A 17,028-nucleotide genomic window follows, 5' to 3' on the forward strand; every position below is an offset into this window, starting at 1 on the left:
ATGATTGGACTTGGTAATAATTTGAACGAACTAAAGATACGAATCCAAAAGTTACATCAAGAAATCAATGCGCTTGGCGAACCAAATTTGCCTCTTGAACAAATGATTGGTACAACCAATGTTCTGCGCCAAAATGAGTATCTTGTAAAATCAGATGAAAAAAAGACTGATCTGATTGAAGCTTACATGGAGTATACTAAACAACTAGAACAAATAGTAAATTCATTATTTTCAATTCAATCCGATCTCAAAGATTTGATAAAAACAGAAGCATCCCTAATAGAATCTGAAAAACCAAAGAAAGTAACAAAAAAAGGTAAAAAAGCCTAACTTACTTGTGATACGATATATCGCCAGACGTGATCCTGGTTGATTTTGAACCATGACGCACAATTAGGCTGCCGTCTTTGTCCAATCCTATTGCTTTGCCTGATATTTTAGTGCCTAGATCTGTAACTGTGATGTTTTGCCCAATAGTTGAAGACTTTTTTGTCCATTGTTCTGTTATTTCATGTGTTTTGTTTGCATGCAACAATCCTAATGCCGCTTCAAGCTCAAAGAGAAACTCTTTGACTAGGTCTGCCGGTTTTACATTTTTCTTTTCTACTAGAGTAGTTACGCCATAAAAATTCCTATTCTTTTTTATCTTGCTTTCGATTTGTTTTGCATTTACGTGAAAGTTTATTCCAACCCCGACTGTAACGCTTTCTATTTTTGTTGATTCGATTGATGCATCAATTATTATTCCTGCAACTTTTTTTCCGTTCAACGTAAGATCGTTTGGCCATTTGAGCTTAGTTTTTATCCCAAGTGTCTTCTCAATTGCGTTTGCAAGTGCGATTGCCACTGCAAATGGGATGAGTGTTATTTTGTATATGTCAAAGATTGGCTCCAAAATGATTGACAGCCAAATTCCTCCCTTTGGAGAAATCCACTGTCTTCCCTGTCTTCCCTTTCCAAGTGTCTGTGACTCTGCTATTATGACTGAGCCAAAATTTGTCTTGTCTTTTGCAATATTCGTGGCAACACTCTGTGTAGAATCTATTACATCATAATAGTAGACTCTTTTTCCAAGTTGTTTTGTCTTTATCCCATCAGTTATCTCCCATGGGAGTAAAAGGCTAGTTGTATCAATTAGTCGATATCCAAGATTTTGTTTTGACTCTATCTTGTATCCGAGAGATTGTATTTTTTTGATGTGTTTCCAGATTGCTACCCTGCTTATCTTTAGGACTTCGCTTAGGTCTTCTCCTGAGAGATATTCTAGGCGATGAGCCTTGAGGAATTGTAAAACCTTGACTAGTCCTTGGTTTTCATCTGAAGTGTATAGCAATAATGACTTGATTATAACGTGGTTGATTTAAGATTTCTAAAAACCAATGTCAATATCAAAGCCGCCGTCTCCGCCACCCATATCGCCACCTGCGTCCCCTCCAGCATCTGCCCCAGCGTCTGACATTTGGTTTTCAGCACCTGGTGGAACTTGGTCTGGTGGAACATAGCTACCCATTGACGCTCCAATCATTGAGAACATCATTGAGAACATCATCATGTTCATTATTCCAAAGAACATCATCATGGCAAAGTCGGACTTGTTAGAGCCCATGAATTCTTCTAGTTTCTTTTTGTCTCCAAGCTTGTATAGTTGAACCATCTGGTTCCATTTTTGCTCCATTTCGTAGATTCGTTGTTGGAGTTCATTATTTCCCTTGTCTGTGATGTTTAACTCAATTTTTTCTCCACCGAGAAACCCCTTCTTTTTATCTACTTTGATAAATCCACGCTCTTCAAGTTTTTCTAGTATTTGGTTTAATTCTTCAGGCGAAATTCCAGTCTTGGCACGTATTTTGTCAAATTTTTTAGCGCCGTTTTTTATTGCGCCTAATACGATAATGTCTTTTGGCTCTTCTTCCATGATGATGATTCTTGTATAGTCTATAATAATTTTGCAAAATAGATTATAATCCGTTATAAGTAAACTGTGTCATGGAGCGAGATCCGCACACCGACGATCAAATACGGAATATTCTGTCATTAAAAAAAGTTGCAGTAGTTGGCATGTCTAAAAACGAAGAAAAAGCGGCAAACTATGTCCCAAAGTATTTGCTTTCACAAGGATATGACATCGTACCAGTAAACCCGACCGCAGATAGCATTCTTGACCGGAAATGTCACGCTAATCTATCTGAAATAACTGAGCCCATTGATATTGTAGATGTGTTTAGGCCGTCTGATCAGATCTTGCCTGTAATACAAGAAGCAATCAAAATAAAGCCAAAAGTAATCTGGCTTCAAGAAGGAATTCACAATGAAGAAGCAGAAGATCTGGCTAGAAAAGCTGGAATCCAAGTTGTTTTCAATAGGTGTATGTTGGCAGAACATCAGCGGTTGTTCTAATGGCCAAGTTTGATGATTTCTACAAAGAACTTGCAGCACTGGTAAAATCGTACACGGATAATGAAACAATGCTCAAAGTCGAGTCGGACCTCGAATCACAAATAATTCGAATTTTTGGAGAACGCGTATCCTCACTTGGCAGGGCAAAAAATGGTCTTGCAGACGCGTCAGAACTTGCCTTTACCACGGCAGAACACCATCCATACTGGAGCTTGCTGTATAATGCATGCCAGATAGCAAAAATCACTCTGGACAAATGGGAGTCTGATCTGACGCGTGAAGAAATAGATGAGATATCTTGGTCGTTAGACGAGCTCAAAAACACCTGTCAAAAAATACTGGCAAATCCACACAATGATCATACTCACTAGTCAGAGATAAATAACATGAAAGGCACATCTTATCGTGCCAATAAAAATAGGGATTATCGGCAAAACAAATACTGGCAAGACCACATTCTTCAATTCCGCAACACTTTCGTCTGCAGAAATCTCGACATATCCGTTTACTACAAAAAAGCCTGAATCTGCTGCTGCAAATGCAATCGCCCTTTGTGTTCATCCCGAGTTTAATGTCTTTGATAATCCAAAAAACTCTAGGTGCATTGATGGGTGGCGCTATATCCCAATTGAGCTAATTGATCTTCCTGGATTAATCAAGGATGCATGGCAAGGAAAGGGACTTGGCAACCAATTTCTATCTGTTGCAGCACAATCTGACGCATTGTTGCATGTGGTGGATGTGTCTGGCGGTATTGACTCGTCTGGTAAAATTGCAGAAGCAGGAGCCGGAGATCCAATCTCTGATTTTGCAGACATAGAGGAAGAACTGATAATGTGGTATCTGAAGATTCTAGAGGGAAACCGTGACAAAGTCTCAAAGACAATACATTCGGGTGTGGACAAGATAGTGGCAATTGCCGATTTATATCGGGGGATAGGCGTTAACAACTCTCATGTAAAAGAAGCATTACACTCGGCTGGAGTAGAAGATAAGGAACTTGATGACATCGGCTTTCAGGAATCCAAAAAATTTGCGACAGTGTTACGCAAAATATCCAAACCCACACTAATTGTGGCAAACAAAATTGATGTTGATGGTGCAGACAAGAACTTTGCAAGACTTCGAGAGCGATACATTGACACCATAGTGGTGCCTGCAAGCGCAGACAGCGAGCTTTCACTGCGACGCGCAGAACAAAAAGGACTCATAAAATACTCGCCAGGATCTGAACAATTTGATATCATGAAACCTGGTGAACTATCTCAAAAGCAAAAAGGAGCACTTGATTTTATCACCAAAGAAATCATGGGAGAATACATGCGAACTGGAGTCCAATTCGCAATCAACGTTACTGTCTTTAAGCTTCTCAAAATGAATGCAATATACCCAGTAGCTGATGAAGAAAAACTTGCAGACAAGAAAGGAAATGTCTTGCCTGACCTGATTTTATTAAAAGATGGTGCCACTGTGGTTGATCTGGCAAAGGAAATCCACACCAGTCTTACAAAGGGCTTATTATATGCAAAAGATATTCGATATAACCTGAGATTGCCCACGAATTATCAGCTGCGAGATAGAGATGTGATATCACTGGTTTCTGCATCTACTAGCAAAAAACCACATTAGGCGTCTGCCAAGATTTTTTCTTTTTTCATCCAGACTGTCTTGTTTTTGTGATCTAGCAGAACAATGTTTTGCGCAGAGATCTGGTCACGGATTTTATCCGCTTCTTGGTATTGTTTTTGTGCGCGCAATATTTCTCGTTGTTTTATGAGATTTGTAATTGATTGTTTTTCCTGGTCTGTGACCTTTTGTACTTGCAATCCTAAAACGTCCGACATGTACTCGAATTCTGGTAATGCGATATTGGCAATAGATTTTGTCATGGACTCGGAGGCCGCAATTCTGTTGATTCCCTTGATTAGCTTGAAAAATGCGTTTATTGCAAGGGCGGTGTTAAAATCAGAATCAAGTGCGGAATCAAACTCTGTTCTACACTCTGATGCCATGTTTATTATCTCGTCTGTTGGACCTGTGTCATCGGACATGATCATCTCATAATATGCTATTTCTACCTGTCTCCATTTTATGAGATTCTCTTTTAACAAATCTTCCGAATAATCAATTGCCTTGGAATAATGGCCTGAAAGACAAAAGAGTCGAATTACATTTGGGCCCCAGTTGTCCAAAACATGTCTTACTGATTTGATGTTTCCAAGCGATTTTGACATTTTTTCACCATTTATTGTAACCATTCCCACATGCATCCACAACTTGGCAAGTGGCTTTTTTGTCACGGCTTCTGTTTGAGCTATTTCATTCTCATGGTGAGGAAAGATCAGATCACGTCCGCCACCATGAATTTCAAATTCCTCGCCTAGATATTTGAGGCTCATCGCAGAGCATTCGATATGCCAGCCTGGTCTGCCTTTGCCCCAAGGGCTAGGCCAATTTGGTTCGGTTTCAGAAAACTTCCATAATGCAAAGTCTAGTGCATCATTTTTCGTTTCATCCACTGCTATTCTTGCACCAGCTATGAGGTCTTCGGTTTTTCTCTTTGAAAGCTTGCCATATTCTGAGAATTTTGACACTGAGTAGTAAACGCCATTTAAGGATAGATACGCATATCCAGAACTGATCAAATCCTTGATCAATTCTATTATTTCTGAGATGTGCTCAGTTGCTTTTGGGTGAGTAGTAGCACGCTTAATGTTTAATCTATCAAAATCTTCAAAATAATGATCAATGTACCTCTTACTGATCTCAAGTGGATGAATGCCTTCGGTATTTGCTCTGTTGATTATCTTGTCATCGACATCAGTAAAGTTCTGTACAAAGTTCACTTTGCACCCCCGTGCCTCCAAAAATCTTCGCAACACATCAAAGATTATGATGGTTCTTGCATGACCTATGTGTGATTCATCATATACTGTAACTCCGCACAAATAAATTCTGATGTCATCTGATGTTATTTCTTGTTCTTTCGTGCTTAATGTATCGTATATCTTCAACTGGGTTCCCTCATAATCTGTTTGGCATTGTTCTTTTATGCTCGCTGTTTTTGTATAGTTGTTGTATTTTTTGGATTTTATCTAAATTGATGTTAGTTTCTTGGTGAATTCTGTCTGCTGGCATGTTTTTATCTATCATGCAATACAAAATGCAATCAATTTCTTCATATGGTATACCTATTTCATTTTCTGCCAAATGTTCAGGCCAGAGATGAGGGCTGCTTTTTTTTGCTATTATGGATTCTTTCACCTGTAGATGTTTTGCAAGCTGGCGAACTTGTGTTTTGTATAGTGATACTATTGGCAAAAGATCAGCACCCCCATCACCAAATTTTGTAAAATAACCTATGAGAAACTCTGACTTGTCGCTAGAGCCTAAAACAAGATAGTTTTTCAGGTTTGCATAATAATATAATAGATTAGCACGAATTCTTGCCCGAAGATTCCCAAGTGCCCTTTGATCTGGTTCTAGAATGTTTGCAAATTGTGAGTGAATCATGTTGATATCGATTAGTTTGTAATCAAGACCTAGTTTGTCTACGGTGTATAATGCGTCCTCGGTTTCTTCTTTTGGTGAAATCTTGCTGTCTGGCATTATTAATGCAATTGATCTTTCCTTGAATGATTTTGCACAAATGTGTGCAATTACTACAGAATCTATACCGCCTGATAACCCAAAGACAAATCCGCCTGAACTTGCGATATATTTTCTGAGAAATGATTCAATGTTGTTTTGAATTTGAGTGTAGTTTTGAGCGATGATTTCTTTTAGAATCTTGTCCAATAATTTGACATTGTGCTGTTGATTAAAAATCGTATCTAGACGTCCATGTAGATGCCATCGTTTCTAGACTCTACCTTGTATGTCTGGAGCTTTACCCCTTTTAGATAGTCCAAAAGCTCTCCCGTCTTTATATCATAATGCCAAAAGTGAAGTGGGCATTCTACCACACAACCGTTGAGTTTTCCTGGCGCAATAGAGCCGTCCTGATGCACACATAATGCGTCGATTCCATGATAGCCATCTTGGTTGAAAATAGCTATTCTCTTGTCGCCTATTTTGACTTCAATCCCCATTCCTTTTTCGATCGAGTCTTTTTCAGCTACTTTTTGCCAGACCATTGAATTGCAACAAGTTTTGTTGGTTATTTACTTTATTGATCCGACAAAGATTTTTTAGTATATTGAATAGGGTACGAATGTTGAGTAAAGTAAAAGATGAAAGTTTAGCTGATCAGGGAAAGTTGTCTTATGAATGGGCACGAAGCCATATGCCAATTTTGGATAAAACCATCAACAGATTAAAGAAATCTCAGCCATTCAGAGGACTTACACTGGGTTTTTGTCTTCACATCACAAAAGAAACATCTGTTCTTTTGATGGGTGCAAAAGAACTTGGAGCAGATGTAGCTGCATGCGCAGGCAATCCACTTACCACACAAGATGATATTGCGGCATTTTTGGCATCAGAAGGAATTCATACTTATGCTTGGAATGATGAAACTAATGAAGAATACGACTGGTGTATCGAACAAGTACTCAATCACAAACCAACCATCGTAACTGATGACGGTGCAGACATGAATGTCAAATTACATTTTGATAAAAAATACAAGAGCATGAAAATTCTCGGTGCGACAGAAGAAACGACAGCCGGTGTGAATAGAATCAAGGCAATGGAAAAAAAAGGCAAGCTCCGATATCCTGTCATAGTAGTAAACGAAGCATACACAAAGCACATGTTCGATAATAGGTATGGTACTGGTCAATCAACAATAGATGGATTCTTGCGCGCAATGAATCTGCTATTTGCCTCAAAGCGGGTAGTTGTTGCTGGATATGGCTGGGTGGGTCGTGGCGTTGCGGCAAGAACTCATGGAATGGGCTGCAAGGTAATAGTGACTGAGGTAGATCCAGTAAAGGCTTTGGAAGCACACATGGATGGATTTGAAGTAATGACCATGGCAGAGGCTGCAAAAATCGGCGATATTTTCATCACGTGCACTGGCATGCGCGACATCATAACAAAGGAACACATCTTGAAAATGAAGGATGGTGCAGTCATGGGCAATGTGGGTCACTTTGATGTAGAAATTGACTCTGACTATTTACTAAATCAGTCTAAATCAGTGCGCGAAGTGCGACCAAACCTAGATGAATGTGTTCTACAAAATGGCAAAAAGGTCTACCTTGTCGGAAAGGGAAGGCTGGCAAACTTGGTTGCTGCAGAAGGCCATCCACCAGAGGTAATGGCACAATCATTTTCAAATCAAATAATGTCAATTCTGTATATTCTCAAAAATTACAAAAAAATCGGCAAAAGAGTGATCACAGTGCCACTGGAAATAGATACTCAGGTTGCTGCAGATGCACTGGCCGCATTTGATGTTAAAATTGATCATCTCACCAAGAAACAAATCGCATATCGAGAGAACTGGTAACAAACCTTCTTAAACAATACGAACAAAACTCTTCCAAATGAAACCTCGTGCAATCATTACTAGCGCCTTGCCATATGCAAATGGTGAGATCCATCTAGGACATGTGGCATCAACGTATCTGCCTGCAGATGTAACTACTAGATTTCTAAAGCAAAATGGTGTTGAAGCGTATTACATATGTGCGTCAGATGATTTTGGAACACCGATTTTGATTGCGGCCGAAAAAGAAAAGAAAACTCCGCAAGAATACGTTGCACATTGGAACAAGCGAGACTATGAGGATTTTTCGGCATTTGATATTGGGTTTGATTTGTTTTATCGTACTAGTTCTCCCGAAAACATTGAATTTGTTAGATATGTCTTTGATAAGCTAAAAAAGAATGGGCATATTTACGAGTCAGAAATCATACAGTTTTACTGCCAAAATGACAAAAAATTTCTCCCAGACAGATACGTCATAGGAATTTGCCCACATTGCCAGGCACCTGATCAATACTCGGATTTGTGCGAAAAATGTGGGCGCGTGCCAGAAGAAATAGGGAATCCAAAATGCGCTATATGTGGCGCAACTCCGACCAAAGAAAAGACGACACATTACTTCTTTAGGCTCAAAAATTTCGGCGATCCTTTGTTCAAGTGGTTAGAAGAAAATCAAAACTTACAAAAAGACGTGAAAAAATATGTTCAAAACTGGATAACCTCTGGACTAGTGGACTGGGATATCACCCGTGATATCTCGTGGGGCGTACCGATACCAGGTGATGAATCAAAGGTATTCTATGGATGGTTTGACAATCATCTGGCATACATTTCCTCTGCAATAAAATTCCTAAACGACAAAGGCCTGGATGGAAAAGAATTTTGGAACTCTGCTGACATCTATCACTTTATTGGCAAAGACATTGTATACCATCACTATTTGTTTTTACCAGCAATGCGGCTTGGAATCGACTCAGAGTATAAGCTGCCTGACTATATCCCTACCAGGGGACATCTTACATTACAATCAAAGAAAATCTCAAAGAGCAGAAATTGGTATATTGGATTAAAAGAATTCTTGGAATTTTATCCATCTGACTATCTACGATATTACCTGGTTTCAATCAACCCCTACTCCCAAGATGATCTTAACTTTGACTGGGATGATTTTATGACCAGAATTAACTCTGAGCTGATTGGCAATCTGGGCAATCTAGTTAACCGCGCACTTGGATTTACTAAAAAAACATTTGATGGCGTGATTCCAGCACCAAGTGCATATGATGACAAAGACAAGGAGGCAGAATCCAAGATCCGCACATTTGCATCGGAATTATCTGAACTAGTACAACAGAATCATCTTGACAGGGCTTTGAAGAAAGTCATGGAGTTTTCTGCATACTTTAACCAGTATTTCCAGCACAAGGAGCCATGGAAAAAAGGACCTGGAACAGAAACGTGCGTGTTTTTGGCTGCAAACGCAGTTTATTCTATATCGATAGCACTGAATTCGTTTTTGCCAAAATCATCACAAAAAATATGGGAGCAACTTGGCATGTCTGGGAATGTTTCTACAAAACCCTGGAAGTCAATTTCGGAGTTGGAGTTAAAATCTGGACACAAGCTAGGGGAAATTACGCCAATATTTGGCCGAGTGGAAGAAGCAGACATCAAAAAGCGCAAAGAAAAATTTGAAACAAAATAAAAGAATTCCTAGAATTTCGACTAGGGGATTTTATGATCTTTCTACTGGTAAAACAAAAAAGAACAGGTCATATGATCTTTATCCAAAAAAATTCTTTGATAATTTGTATGATGTTTCAGAAATAACAATAATGATTCATGGATTGCGCAACAACAAATCTGGTGCACTTGCTAAATTTATGATTGCGCAATATAGATTACAGCAACTTGGATATTTGCACCCAGTAATTGGCTTTAGCTATGATTCTAACACTAGGGGGGTTCAATACAAGTCTCATGAACAACATGCTACTGATGTTGGAATCATAATTGCAAAGAAAAATGGTAAAAACCTAGCAGAGTTTCTAGTTGACATAAAAAGAAAATACCCAATGATAAAGATACGACTGATTGGTCACTCCCTTGGCTCTCAAGTGATACTTTCTACGCTTCAAAATCTAAAAAATAAACAGTTAGTGGAGGCAGCGTATATTTTTGGCGCATCAATTCCGTCTGATTCTGCAAACTTGCGGAAATATGGCACCATTATCCAAAAAACCATCCACCAGAAATTTGTCAATTATTACAGCAAGTTTGACAATGTCCTCAAATATGCATTTGAGCAAGGGTTGATTCCAGAACCGATTGGGTATTCTGGGGCTATTGGAAAAACCGTGGCTAAATATGCCCAAAAACATGTGCGCCCGGATAATCATAGATTTGCTAGCTATGCCAAAATTCTCAAGTCATACCCATAATCTCTGAATATATTGAAGTGATTTTGTGTTGGTGTGATGACAAATTCAGTCAATTTTGTAATATTGGGTGATCAGAGCATAGCAGCCGGCCTTGGCAAAAAAGGAACCGCCACAGATATGACCATGTATGACAAAAAAGAATCAGGAGTTATTCGTACCTATACTACACCTAGCGGGTTTCCAGACAAAATACAGCCTTTGCTTCAGACAATAAACTTGGCAGAACATGTGATATTTCATATAAACAAGCTGGACAAATTTGCCGGCGAGCAGATTGTCGCATTGGACATGTTGCAGAAAAAATCCGGACTGCTCTCTTACACATATGATGTCGATGAAAACATGTTAAACACAATGATAAAAAATACCGTTTTGATTAATTATCCGAAAATCCAACAGGACAAAATTAAAGAAGAATCCGACAAGCTAGCACAAATCTCACAAGACGGTAGTGCGCGTGTCGTAATTGATCATTGCTTTGATGTTAAAGGAGTTGGAACTGTCATATTGGGAAAAGTGGAACGTGGAAAAATAAAACAATATGATACGCTCAAACTCTTGCCTGCAGGAATAGATGTTCTCATAAAGTCAATACAAATGCACGATGATCCCGTGGACGAAGCTGTCTCCCCAGGACGAGTAGGATTGGCAGTAAAGGGGGTAACTCCTGATCAAGTTGGAAGGGGCGATCTGCTTTGCGCTCCAGGCCCTGAACTAGTATCCACCGAACTCGAATTGGAATTTACAAAGAGTCCATTTTACAAAGGCGGTATTGCGCCAAACCAGATGTGTCTTGTCAATATTGGTCTTCAAATCAAGCCTGCAAAGTTCGCCTCTATATCTCCACTAAAATTAACACTTGAAAAACCAGCAGTTCATAACAAAGGAGATATCTGTGTTATATTAAAGCCGGAATCTACTAGTATACGATTGCTTGGTAGCGGCAAAATCAAATAGAAAATTAATTACCATACTATACAATATTAGAACATGAAAGGCCTTCGGGCATGTCCAATCTGTCCTTCATGTGGCTCCAAAAAATTTGAGCGGCTTGATGGAGATGATACAGTACAGGTGAGATGTGTTTCTTGCAATAAGGTTCTGACCATATGATTTTGATGGTTTTTATTGTCTATATTTTGGGATTGTATTATGGCAAAGACATGGAAAGATTCCGATATTAGTTTAGATCCTATTAAAAATCAAACAATAGCAGTAATTGGCTATGGCATCCAAGGTGATGCGCAAGCAAACAACCTCAAAGATTCCGGCCTCAAAGTTATCGTAGGCCTAAAGGAGGGTAGCCCAACATGGAACAAGGCAAAATCAGACGGCCACACCGTAATGTCTGTTGCAGAGGCTACAAAGCAAGGCGATATTGTTCACATTTTACTTCCAGACATGATCCAATCCCAAGTTTACAAGGATGAAATTGGACCAAACCTTTCTGCTGGAAAGGCACTGTCATTTTCACACGCAGCCGCTATTCAGTGGAGCTGGATTAAGGCACCAGACAATGTTGATGTTATCATGGTTGCACCAAAAGGACCTGGCTCAAAGGTTAGAGAAACATACCAAGAAGGATTTGGAACACCTGCAATAGTTGCGGTATATCAGGATAAAACCGGAAAGGCATGGGACAGAGTTTTAGCAATTGGCAAGGGAATTGGTTCTGCACGTGCAGGTCTGATACAAACAACGTTCAAAGAAGAAGTTGAAACTGATTGGTTTGGCGAGCAGGCTGACCTTTGCGGCGGATGCGCATCAATGGTAACAAACGCATTTGAGACATTGGTTGAAGCAGGCTATCAACCTGAAATTGCATACTTTGAGGTATTGCACGAACTCAAACTGATTGTGGATATGATCCAGCGATATGGAATAAACGGAATGTGGAGACGGGTATCAGAGACTGCGCGATATGGCGGTCTGACACGAGGTCCAATGGTCATGGATAAGGAAAACAAGGCAAAGATGAAAAAAGTACTAGATATGATCCAAGATGGTACATTCAATGAAGAATGGATCTCTGAATATCGCAAAAATGGTAAAAACGCATTTGACCGCTACATGAAACAACTTGAATCCCACCAAATAGAGCAAGTTGGTAGACAAATGCGCAAAATGATGTGGCCGGATTCTAAAGAATAATCAGATTTTTCTTAGCTTCGCAACACCAGAATTGATGTGCTCTATGATTGCTGGCAGTGGAGATCCTGGTCCAAACACCTTGGAGACTCCAGATTTTTCCAGACCGCTCTTGTCTTCTTCTGGGATTACTCCTCCGCCTACTACTAGAACATCTTTGAGGCCTTTTTTGTGCAATTCTTTTACTACTCTTGGAAACAGTGTATTGTGAGCGCCATTTAGAAGGCTTAGTGCAATTGCATCCACATCTTCGTCTTCAGCTATTTGTGCTACGCGCTCTGGCGTGGCAAACAAGCCTGAATAAATTACTTCCATTCCTGCATCTCGAAAAGCTCTGCATAAAACAAGTGCGCCTCTATCATGTCCGTCGAGGCCTAGTTTTGCGACTAGGATCTTGATTCGACGAGTGGCAAGCTTTTGCTTCATCTGAGAGTGATTGATCGGACTGTATTTTAAAACTTTACAGTTTTTTATCCCTGGTTATATCTTGCAGTCTGGCAAGCTCGTACAATATTTGGTCCCTCATTTTTTCAAGCTCCACAATCCTTTCCTTGAGCGAATATCTGGTAATCATCTCTGCGGATAGGATAGATTTTACATGTTCTTGTTTTTTGTCGGTCTTTTCCATCCAGTCATCTAACATGTATGATTTATTTCAATAATCGATAAAATGGATGTGCTGAGTGTCAAGCTATGCACATGTTAATTTTGATCGCCGTGAACACTAATGTACATAAAGCCATTTGGCACACACTGCATTGTGCAAGTAACTCCTATACACTATGATCTTACCTTTGAGCCGATTTTTTCAAATTTTACCTTTGAAGGAAAAGAGACAATAGATGTCAAAATAACAAAGCCAACTAGTACAATTACTCTGAATTCGGCCGAGCTGAAAATAAAAAAATGCACTGTAGAGTCGGCGGGAAAATCATACGTGGGACAAACAATTCTTGATGAAAAAAATGAAGCACTGACAATAAAAATACCTGGCAAAATTAACAAAACCGCAACAATTCGCATCGAGTTTAGCGGAATTCTAAATGATAGGCTGGTTGGATTTTATCGCAGCCAATACAAGGACAAATCCGGCAAGACAAAATACCTGGCAACTACGCAATTTGAGGCAGCTGATGCAAGGCGCGCGTTTCCGTGCTGGGATGAGCCTGCCGCAAAGGCCACATTTAGCATTTCAATAATTGCTGAATCAAATCACACTGCAATATCGAACACAAATCAGATCCTGCGAAAAAAACTGGGTAAAAAAACACTATACAAATTTGCAAAAACGCCGATAATGTCGACATACTTGGTGTATCTTGGAGTTGGCGAGTTTGAATTTCTGAGTACCAAATCCGGCAAAGTCACAATGCGAATTGTCACAACCAAGGGCAACAGCAAAAAGGGAAAATTTGCACTGGACTTGTGCAAAAAACTGGTGCAGTCATATGAGGACTATTTTGGAATAAAATACCCACTGCCAAAACTAGACTTGATTGCGGTTCCTGATTTTGCATCGGGCGCAATGGAAAATTGGGGAGCAATTACATTTAGAGAGACAATTTTGTTATTTGATGAAAAGACATCATCTACGCAAACAAAGCAATACATTGCAGAGGTAGTATCGCACGAGCTAGCACACCAGTGGTTTGGCAATCTTGTGACAATGGAGTGGTGGAATGATCTGTGGCTAAACGAATCATTTGCTACATTTATGGCAACAAAGTTCGTCGACAAGTTCTATCCTGAATGGAAACTCTGGGACCAGTTCCTAGAAGATACGATGAATACTGCGATGGGACTTGATGCCCTACATTCATCGCATCCAATCGATGTCAAGGTAAACTCACCATCAGAAATCCGGGAAATCTTTGATGCCATATCATATGACAAAGGTGGATGTGTTCTCAAAATGCTAGAGAGTTTTGTTACCGAGAAAAACTTTAGGGCAGGCCTGCGAACATATCTCAAAAAATTCTCCTACAAAAACGCTCAAGGAAATGATTTATGGGATGAGATAGGCAGGGCAGCCAAAATGCCGGTTCGCTCTATGGTCAATTCATGGCTAAAGCAGACTGGATTTCCACTAGTGGATGTACAAAAACAAGGCTCGCATCTGATATTGTCGCAAAAGCGATTCATTTTAGAGAAAAAAGGCACAGCAAAAGGACTCTGGGAAATTCCTGTTGTGATCAACGACAATGGCGCAATTACAAGCAAAATACTCAGAAAAAAGCAACAAGCCATTCCGGTAAAATCTGAACAAATCTTGGTAAATCCGGGCAGAAATGGTTTCTATCGCGTAAAATACTCGCAGGACATAATGTACGAGCTAAAGGAAATGATTTTGCAAAAATCTATATCTCACATTGATAGGTGGGCGATTCAAAACGACCTGTTTGCATTATGCGTGTCTAGCGACGGCAAGACCAGCGACTATCTTGATTTTGCATCGTCATACGAAAACGAGGATGACTATCTGACACAATCAAACGTGTCTGGAAACCTATATGCATTATACCACAGAACCATAGATGAATCATACAATTCTGAAATCCAGCAAATAGCGCAGCGATATCTCAGAAATATGTTTGACTCACTTGGATGGGATGCGCAGCCTGGCGAGCCACACACCAATGCACTGTTGCGCAGCTTTGTGATTGCAGCCCTAGGAAAAATGGATGATGAGGAAATACTATGCGAGGCAAACAATCGCTTCAAGCAATATTTGCAAAAACCAGACTCGCTAAATCCCGACATTCAGGATACAGTGTTTTCGTTGGCGGCATGGAGTGGCGCTGTCTCTTATGACAAGCTGCTGCAATTGTACAAAAAGGCACCGTCTCAGGAGCAAAAAATAAGGTTTCTTGGCGCATTGTCCAGCTTCAAAGATCCGAAATTACTACTAAAAACGCTGGATCTGTCGCAATCAAATGATGTTCGCTCTCAAAACATGCACATTCCAATCATGCGCATATCTGCAAATCGATATGGCAAAAAAATACTATGGCCGTGGCTAAAAAAGAACTGGAAAAAGCTTCGAGTCAAAGTAGGAGTTGGCAGCCCTCTTCTAAACAGAGTAGTCTCTAGCATTTCCGCAGTGGCAGATGAATCCATGCAAGGTGAAATAAAACAATTCTTCAAGAAAAATCACACCCCTGGAACGGAGATGACACTGTCCCAAACATTGGAGCGAATTCGAATTCACTCTCAATTCCTCAAGCAATTACGTGCAGAGTTTGCCTGATGAATAAAAAAATCGTTTTGGCATCAATTGCAACAATAATTGTATTTGGTATTGGGATTTCAGTATCGCAAAGCATCTCTGTGCAACAAAAATACCAAAACCTTCTATATCTGGATGGGACGTTTTATCCCGAAAAAAAGCTAGTAGAAATCACATTTACCGACAAGACTCAAAAAACTACCAATGTTGTGCTGGAAATATTGGGAATGGAAAAATCGTTCCAGAGAACGTTTGATGGGCACTCTTTTACCATCACAGTGCCCTTTGAAGAGGAACCGCAATATGGTTGGAAGGTAGTTCCGATCACACTGGTTGTAAATCATCCAGAGTTTGGCAAAGTTGGTGTCAAAACCGATATACATGATGTGGGCAAGTCAAGCAGTACAATCTTTACCCAACTCTAGTGCAACAAGAATTTATTGTAGATGTCAAAAACTAGTTTGTTTGTTACTTGCTGATCTAAAAAAGGCAAAGCGTGGAGCAATTGCAAAGGCAATCTCTATTGTTGAAAATAATGAACAAGAAGCACGCAAGCTAATCAAATCGATATTCAAGACATCTGGCAAATCCGTCATAATTGGGATAACCGGACCTGCAGGTGCAGGCAAAAGCTCACTAATTAACAAGACCTCAGTCGCACTCAAAAAACTTGGGCTCAAGGCAGCCGTTCTTGCAATAGACCCGACAAGTCATGTGACGGGAGGCGCAATTTTGGGCGACCGTGTGAGAATGACTGAATCGACTGACTCTGGCACATACATTAGAAGCATAGCATCGCGCGGCGCAACAGGTGCGATATCTCGCTCTATTCGAAACAGCATTCGCGTACTAGAGTATGCTGGCTTTAATCCAATCATAATAGAAAGTGTTGGCGCAGGCCAAACAGAAGTAGAAATTTCCAATATTGCCGACATTACGGTTGTAGTGTTTAATCCTCATACTGGCGATAGCATACAAACCATCAAGGCAGGCCTGACAGAAATTGGCGACATTTACCTAGTCAACAAGTCAGACTTGGACGGCGCAACCCAGCTATTCGAATCAGTCAAGGAATTTATCGGCATGACCGAGCGAAATCCGGTGATATTGCAGACATCGGTTACAAAAAACAAGGGAATAGACGAATTTGCCAAAAAACTAAAGGAAATGATGGAACAAAAGCTAAAAGAAAAAAAGGAACACGATGCAAGAAGGCTAGAAATTGAGCTAAAAGATATTGTTTTAAATAATGTTAGACTCAAAATCGATGCATTGTTGGAATCTGACAAAAACTATTCCAAATATCTAAAAAAACTCCAATCAAAGGAGATGGATCCATTTGAGGCAGCAGACAAGATATCTGAGAGGATAATCAAGTGATA

19 protein-coding genes are annotated in these 17,028 nt (G+C 39.9%); 12 read left to right on the plus strand and 7 right to left on the minus strand.

Going from position 1 to position 17,028, the window contains the following annotated elements; translation table 11 throughout:
• The gene (locus NAQ_RS01815) at positions 1–330 is read left to right on the plus strand and encodes a hypothetical protein (protein ID WP_100181975.1); all 330 of its coding nucleotides are present in this window, start codon (positions 1–3) and stop codon (positions 328–330) included.
• Position 331: 1 nt separating this feature from the next.
• Here NAQ_RS01815 and NAQ_RS01820 read toward each other — a convergent pair whose 3' ends face one another.
• Together NAQ_RS01820 and NAQ_RS01825 are read right to left on the minus strand one after the other, a co-directional pair.
• Positions 332–1,333: a biotin--[acetyl-CoA-carboxylase] ligase gene (locus NAQ_RS01820; protein WP_100181976.1), complete on the minus strand. Its 1,002-nt coding sequence runs from the start codon at positions 1,331–1,333 to the stop codon at positions 332–334.
• Positions 1,334–1,369: 36 nt separating this feature from the next.
• Entirely contained in the window at positions 1,370–1,915 is a 546-nt protein-coding gene (locus NAQ_RS01825) for a winged helix-turn-helix transcriptional regulator (RefSeq protein ID WP_100181977.1), read from the minus strand.
• 71 nt (positions 1,916–1,986) lie between these two features.
• Between NAQ_RS01825 and NAQ_RS01830 the strand changes: the two genes are divergently transcribed.
• Genes NAQ_RS01830 through ychF form a run of 3 tightly spaced genes read left to right on the plus strand, consistent with a single transcriptional unit; the run spans position 1,987 to position 4,026 of the window.
• Positions 1,987–2,397: a CoA-binding protein gene (locus NAQ_RS01830; protein WP_100181978.1), complete on the plus strand. Its 411-nt coding sequence runs from the start codon at positions 1,987–1,989 to the stop codon at positions 2,395–2,397.
• Positions 2,397–2,768, plus strand: coding sequence for a hypothetical protein (locus tag NAQ_RS01835; RefSeq protein ID WP_100181979.1), 372 nt, complete (start codon positions 2,397–2,399; stop codon positions 2,766–2,768). Before NAQ_RS01830 ends, NAQ_RS01835 begins: the two co-directional genes overlap by 1 nt.
• Before the next feature lie 34 nt (positions 2,769–2,802).
• Complete coding sequence (gene ychF, locus NAQ_RS01840; RefSeq protein ID WP_100181980.1) at positions 2,803–4,026, plus strand: YchF-related putative GTPase; 1,224 nt, start codon at positions 2,803–2,805, stop codon at positions 4,024–4,026.
• On the opposite strand, the gene cysS is transcribed toward ychF, so the two are convergent.
• From cysS to NAQ_RS01855, 3 genes are read right to left on the minus strand one after another with little or no spacing between them, the layout of a single operon-like run.
• The gene (gene cysS / locus NAQ_RS01845) at positions 4,023–5,411 is read right to left on the minus strand and encodes a cysteine--tRNA ligase (RefSeq protein WP_100181981.1); all 1,389 of its coding nucleotides are present in this window, start codon (positions 5,409–5,411) and stop codon (positions 4,023–4,025) included. The genes ychF and cysS overlap by 4 nt on opposite strands.
• Positions 5,412–5,421: 10 nt before the next feature.
• Positions 5,422–6,195, minus strand: coding sequence for an NAD+ synthase (locus NAQ_RS01850; protein WP_245871660.1), 774 nt, complete (start codon positions 6,193–6,195; stop codon positions 5,422–5,424).
• A gap of 35 nt (positions 6,196–6,230) precedes the next feature.
• Complete coding sequence (locus NAQ_RS01855; RefSeq protein ID WP_100181983.1) at positions 6,231–6,533, minus strand: Rieske (2Fe-2S) protein; 303 nt, start codon at positions 6,531–6,533, stop codon at positions 6,231–6,233.
• A gap of 80 nt (positions 6,534–6,613) precedes the next feature.
• Here NAQ_RS01855 and NAQ_RS01860 point away from each other — a divergent pair, with 80 nt between their 5' ends.
• The 5 genes from NAQ_RS01860 to ilvC all read left to right on the plus strand — a co-directional run bounded on the left by NAQ_RS01860 (position 6,614) and on the right by ilvC (position 12,423).
• A complete protein-coding gene (locus NAQ_RS01860; RefSeq protein ID WP_100181984.1) occupies positions 6,614–7,852 on the plus strand; it encodes an adenosylhomocysteinase in 1,239 nt (412 codons plus the stop codon).
• A gap of 37 nt (positions 7,853–7,889) precedes the next feature.
• On the plus strand, positions 7,890–9,536 hold the full coding sequence (metG, locus tag NAQ_RS01865) for a methionine--tRNA ligase (RefSeq protein ID WP_100181985.1): 1,647 nt from the start codon (positions 7,890–7,892) through the stop codon (positions 9,534–9,536).
• Positions 9,523–10,272, plus strand: coding sequence for a DUF726 domain-containing protein (locus NAQ_RS01870; protein ID WP_100181986.1), 750 nt, complete (start codon positions 9,523–9,525; stop codon positions 10,270–10,272). Before metG ends, NAQ_RS01870 begins: the two co-directional genes overlap by 14 nt.
• 36 nt (positions 10,273–10,308) lie before the next feature.
• Entirely contained in the window at positions 10,309–11,229 is a 921-nt protein-coding gene (locus NAQ_RS01875; RefSeq protein WP_100183390.1) for an EF-Tu/IF-2/RF-3 family GTPase, read from the plus strand.
• Positions 11,230–11,424: 195 nt separating this feature from the next.
• On the plus strand, positions 11,425–12,423 hold the full coding sequence (ilvC, locus tag NAQ_RS01880) for a ketol-acid reductoisomerase (RefSeq protein WP_100181987.1): 999 nt from the start codon (positions 11,425–11,427) through the stop codon (positions 12,421–12,423).
• On the opposite strand, the gene NAQ_RS01885 is transcribed toward ilvC, so the two are convergent.
• Positions 12,424–12,846, minus strand: coding sequence for a cobalamin B12-binding domain-containing protein (locus tag NAQ_RS01885; RefSeq protein WP_100181988.1), 423 nt, complete (start codon positions 12,844–12,846; stop codon positions 12,424–12,426).
• Positions 12,847–12,880: 34 nt separating this feature from the next.
• On the minus strand, positions 12,881–13,063 hold the full coding sequence (locus NAQ_RS01890; RefSeq protein WP_100181989.1) for a hypothetical protein: 183 nt from the start codon (positions 13,061–13,063) through the stop codon (positions 12,881–12,883).
• An 84-nt stretch (positions 13,064–13,147) separates the two neighbouring features.
• On the opposite strand from NAQ_RS01890, the gene NAQ_RS01895 reads away from it, so the two are divergent.
• Genes NAQ_RS01895 through meaB form a run of 3 tightly spaced genes read left to right on the plus strand, consistent with a single transcriptional unit; the run spans position 13,148 to position 17,026 of the window.
• Positions 13,148–15,667: a M1 family metallopeptidase gene (locus NAQ_RS01895; protein WP_245871662.1), complete on the plus strand. Its 2,520-nt coding sequence runs from the start codon at positions 13,148–13,150 to the stop codon at positions 15,665–15,667.
• Positions 15,667–16,071 carry a hypothetical protein gene (locus NAQ_RS01900; protein ID WP_100181990.1) on the plus strand — a complete coding sequence of 135 codons (405 nt, stop codon included), beginning with the start codon at positions 15,667–15,669 and terminating at the stop codon, positions 16,069–16,071. The genes NAQ_RS01895 and NAQ_RS01900 overlap by 1 nt, the downstream gene beginning before the upstream one ends.
• A 40-nt stretch (positions 16,072–16,111) precedes the next feature.
• Positions 16,112–17,026, plus strand: a complete 915-nt coding sequence (meaB, locus tag NAQ_RS01905) for a methylmalonyl Co-A mutase-associated GTPase MeaB (RefSeq protein WP_245871664.1) — start codon at positions 16,112–16,114, stop codon at positions 17,024–17,026.
• Positions 17,027–17,028: the final 2 nt, after the last annotated feature.

Origin of the sequence: Candidatus Nitrosotenuis aquarius (assembly GCF_002787055.1) — an archaeon.
Classification (GTDB): domain Archaea; phylum Thermoproteota; class Nitrososphaeria; order Nitrososphaerales; family Nitrosopumilaceae; genus Nitrosotenuis; species Nitrosotenuis aquarius.

What these genes read in the sequence shown, in the direction of transcription:
- NAQ_RS01815 (WP_100181975.1), top strand. Translation starts at nt 1, where the DNA reads ATGATTGGACTTGGTAATAATTTGAACGAACTAAAGATACGAATCCAA.
- NAQ_RS01825 (WP_100181977.1), bottom strand. Translation starts at nt 1,915, where the DNA reads ATGGAAGAAGAGCCAAAAGACATTATCGTATTAGGCGCAATAAAAAAC.
- NAQ_RS01830 (WP_100181978.1), top strand. Translation starts at nt 1,987, where the DNA reads ATGGAGCGAGATCCGCACACCGACGATCAAATACGGAATATTCTGTCA.
- NAQ_RS01835 (WP_100181979.1), top strand. Translation starts at nt 2,397, where the DNA reads ATGGCCAAGTTTGATGATTTCTACAAAGAACTTGCAGCACTGGTAAAA.
- NAQ_RS01855 (WP_100181983.1), bottom strand. Translation starts at nt 6,533, where the DNA reads ATGGTCTGGCAAAAAGTAGCTGAAAAAGACTCGATCGAAAAAGGAATG.
- metG (WP_100181985.1), top strand. Translation starts at nt 7,890, where the DNA reads ATGAAACCTCGTGCAATCATTACTAGCGCCTTGCCATATGCAAATGGT.
- NAQ_RS01875 (WP_100183390.1), top strand. Translation starts at nt 10,309, where the DNA reads ATGACAAATTCAGTCAATTTTGTAATATTGGGTGATCAGAGCATAGCA.
- ilvC (WP_100181987.1), top strand. Translation starts at nt 11,425, where the DNA reads ATGGCAAAGACATGGAAAGATTCCGATATTAGTTTAGATCCTATTAAA.
- NAQ_RS01885 (WP_100181988.1), bottom strand. Translation starts at nt 12,846, where the DNA reads ATGAAGCAAAAGCTTGCCACTCGTCGAATCAAGATCCTAGTCGCAAAA.
- NAQ_RS01890 (WP_100181989.1), bottom strand. Translation starts at nt 13,063, where the DNA reads ATGTTAGATGACTGGATGGAAAAGACCGACAAAAAACAAGAACATGTA.
- NAQ_RS01895 (WP_245871662.1), top strand. Translation starts at nt 13,148, where the DNA reads ATGTACATAAAGCCATTTGGCACACACTGCATTGTGCAAGTAACTCCT.
- NAQ_RS01900 (WP_100181990.1), top strand. Translation starts at nt 15,667, where the DNA reads ATGAATAAAAAAATCGTTTTGGCATCAATTGCAACAATAATTGTATTT.